A 3,477-nucleotide genomic window follows, 5' to 3' on the forward strand; every position below is an offset into this window, starting at 1 on the left:
GAGCCCCTCATGGGCCTGGCGGGCCAGTTCGTCGGCTTCCGCCTGCACGGCGGCGTCATTGTCGGCGACATCGCCGCCGGTGAAGCGCGGCAGGATCGGATTGCGGTTCTTCGGGTAATAGGAGCAACGCAGCGCGATCTCGACAGTGTTGTCGATCGCCTCCGGCAGGTCGGCAAAGAGCCTTGCCATATCGGCCTGGCTGCGCAGGAAATTGTCGGGCGACAGCCGGCGGCGGTTGTCGGCGGCGACGACCGATCCCTCGGCAATGGCAATCAGCGCGTCATGTGCGTCATAGTCGTCGCGAGAGGAAAAGAACGCCTCGTTGGTGGCGACCAGCGGCAGTTCATGGGCATAGGCCAGATCGATCGAGGATTTTTCGATCACGCGATCATAACCGGAAACCCGGTCAAGCTCGACATAGAGCCGGTCGCCGAACATCTCCTTGAGAGTCAAAAGCCGGGCTTCGGCCAGATCGCGGCGATCTTCCTTGAGCGCGGTGCCGACCGGTCCGCGCGGTCCGCCGCTGAGGCAGATCAACCCGTCACAACAGCCTTCCATCATTTCGGTGGTCAGGTGCACGGCTTCGCCCGGCGGCGTTTCGAGGTAGACGCGGCTGACCAGCCTGACCAGATTGGAATAGCCCGCCTCGGTCGCGGCAAGCAGAACGACCGGCCGCATATCGGGACCTTGCCGTCGGCGGTCGCGCTGGCCATCGCTGTTTTCGCCGGAAAAGGCGAGCGCCGTCTGGCAGCCGATGATCGGCTGGATGCCGTCCTTCACCGCCTTCTGCGCGAACTCCAGAGCGCCGAACAGGTTGTTGGTGTCGGTGACGGCGATGGCCGGGGCTTCGTCCTTGACCGCATGAGCCACCACCTTGCCGATCTGCAAGGCGCCTTCCAGCAGCGAATAGGCCGAATGCACGCGCAAATGGACGAAGGGCCGCGCCGGGGCCTCCGGCCGCGCCGCAGCAATCGCCGCTTCTCGCTTCAAGGGATCGCGGGGGAGTTTTTCGTCGGCCATGGTGCTGCGTGAAGGTCCTTGAGTCGATGGAGATGTATTGTCCGGGACCGCGCGATGCCAGTCCAGCACAAACCACTGCTGATCACAGGCTGCCTGCCCGGCTAGCCCTAAGCAAACTCCATGATCACAGCGTCGACAGCCAGGCTGTCGCCCGGCTTGGCGTTGAGTTTGGAGACGACAAGGTCGCGTTCGGCACGCAGCACGTTCTCCATCTTCATCGCTTCGACCACAGCCAATGTCTCGCCTGCCTTGACCTCCTGGCCTTCGGCAACGGCAATCGACACGACAAGGCCAGGCATCGGGCAAAGCAGCAGCTTCGACGTGTCCGGCGCTACCTTTTCGGGCATCAGCCTTTCCAGTTCGGCGGTGCGCGGCAGCATGGCGCGCGCGGTCACCGACATGCCTTTCCAGGCGATGCGAAAGCCATTGGCGACCGGCCTGACCTGAGCCGCAACCTTGCGCTTGCCGACCGTACCGCGCCAGACCAGATCGCCCGGCCGCCAGTCGGATGCAACGGTCAGCGCCTTGCCGCCCGCGATCGACAGATCGACTTCCATCGGAATGGAAATCATGCCCTCGATGATGGACGCCGACAAATAGTCATCATCGATCTTCACGACCCAGTCGCGCTTCAGCGCTCCCGAATGCGGCGCCAGGCGCCCGCCCAGCCGGTCAAGCCGATCACGTCGCAGCAGTTCCACTGCGGTCGCGATCGACGCCAGCACCGCTTTCTCGTCGTCGTTCGGCACGACCGGCGCGAAACCGTCGGGATATTCCTCCGATATGAAAGCGGTCGATATCCGCCCTTCCCGCCAACGCTGATGCTGCATCAAGGCAGCCAGGAACGGAATGTTGTGCTCGATTCCGTCGACGACGAAGCTGTCGAGCGCTTCCGACATGGCATCGATGGCTTCCAGACGCGTCGGCGCCCAGGTGCACAGCTTGGCGAGCATCGGATCGTAGAACATCGAGATTTCGGAGCCTTCGGTGACGCCGGTGTCGTTGCGGATGACGACATCGCCGAATTGTCCTTCCTCCGGCGGCCGGTAGCGCGTCAGCCGGCCGATCGAAGGCAGGAAATTGCGGTAAGGGTCTTCGGCATAGAGCCGGCTTTCCACCGCCCAGCCGTTCAGCTCGATGTCGCTTTGCTTCAGGCCAAGCTTTTCGCCGGCGGCGACGCGGATCATCTGCTCGACCAGATCGATGCCGGTGATGAGCTCCGTCACCGGGTGCTCGACCTGCAATCGTGTATTCATTTCAAGGAAATAGAAGTTCTTGTCATTATCGACGATGAATTCGACCGTGCCGGCGCTCTGGTAGTCGACGGCCTTGGCCAGCGCCACAGACTGCTCGCCCATGGCCTTGCGTGTCGCGGCGTCCAGGAATGGCGACGGCGCCTCTTCGGCGACCTTCTGGTTGCGTCGCTGGATCGAGCATTCGCGCTCGCCGAGATAGAGCGCGTTGCCATGCGCGTCGGCCAGCACCTGGATTTCGATGTGGCGCGGATCGACGACGAATTTCTCGATGAAGAGACGATCGTCGCCGAACGAACTCTTGGCTTCCGAGCGCGCGCGGTCGAAGCCATCGCGCACTTCGGCTTCGCTCCAGGCGATGCGCATGCCCTTGCCGCCGCCGCCGGCCGAAGCCTTGATCATCACGGGATAACCGATTTCGCCGGCGATCTTTTCGGCATGATCGGCATTCTCGATGACGCCGAGCCAGCCGGGCACGGTGGAAACCTTGGCGGCGTTGGCGAACTTCTTCGATTCGATCTTGTCGCCCATCGCCTTGATCGCCTTGGGCTTCGGGCCGATGAAAATGATGCCTTCCGCTTCCAGCGCCTCACAGAAGGCCGCCCGCTCGGACAGGAATCCGTAGCCGGGGTGCACGGCCTGGGCTCCCGTCTCCTTGCACGCGGCGATGATCTTTTCAGGGACGAGATAGCTCAGCGCGGCTGGCGAAGGCCCGATATGCACCGCCTCGTCGGCCATCTCGACATGCACGGCGTCGCGATCGGCATCCGAATAGACCGCGACCGTGGCAATGCCCATCTTGCGTGCCGTCTTGATGACGCGGCAGGCAATTTCGCCGCGATTGGCGATCAGGATCTTGGTGAACATGCGAAATGTCATCCCTCGGGTCGGCCGTTCCTTTTATGGCCTGTGCTTGCAGGGTCAAGCCGACCATGCAATTCACTGCCTTTCAATCGACTTGCGATTCCAATTCATCGCTGTGGCCCAGTCGGGGAGCCAGCTGCCAGTTGATCTGCCAGTTGATCGTGTCGGCAAAACCTGAAACCTTGGAAAAAAATTCGCATTGGAGGACGCCTGATGAAAACCCGCGCCGCTGTCGCTGTCGCCGCCGGAAAGCCGCTGGAGATCATGGAGGTCGACCTCGAGGGCCCGCGCGAGGGCGAAGTGCTGGTCGAGATCAAGGCGACAGGCATTTGCCACACCG

2 protein-coding genes and 1 pseudogene are annotated in these 3,477 nt (G+C 62.6%); 1 reads left to right on the forward strand and 2 read right to left on the reverse strand.

The window, feature by feature from the left end; all coding sequences use genetic code 11:
- On the reverse strand, positions 1-1,020 hold a 1,020-nt coding region (locus EN949_RS33865), incomplete at its 3' end, for a PHP domain-containing protein (RefSeq protein WP_127371943.1).
- Positions 1,021-1,127: 107 nt separating this feature from the next.
- Positions 1,128-3,140 carry an acetyl/propionyl/methylcrotonyl-CoA carboxylase subunit alpha gene (locus EN949_RS33870; protein WP_127371444.1) on the reverse strand — a complete coding sequence of 671 codons (2,013 nt, stop codon included), beginning with the start codon at positions 3,138-3,140 and terminating at the stop codon, positions 1,128-1,130.
- 210 nt (positions 3,141-3,350) lie between these two features.
- Here EN949_RS33870 and EN949_RS33875 point away from each other — a divergent pair.
- A pseudogene (locus EN949_RS33875) lies at positions 3,351-3,477 on the forward strand (S-(hydroxymethyl)glutathione dehydrogenase); the annotation flags it as partial.

The organism is Mesorhizobium sp. M7A.F.Ca.US.007.01.2.1 (assembly GCF_003998165.1).
GTDB lineage: Bacteria > Pseudomonadota > Alphaproteobacteria > Rhizobiales > Rhizobiaceae > Mesorhizobium > Mesorhizobium ciceri.

Coding starts and splice junctions, on each gene's coding strand:
- EN949_RS33870 (WP_127371444.1), bottom strand. CDS start 3,140: ATGTTCACCAAGATCCTGATCGCCAATCGCGGCGAAATTGCCTGCCGC.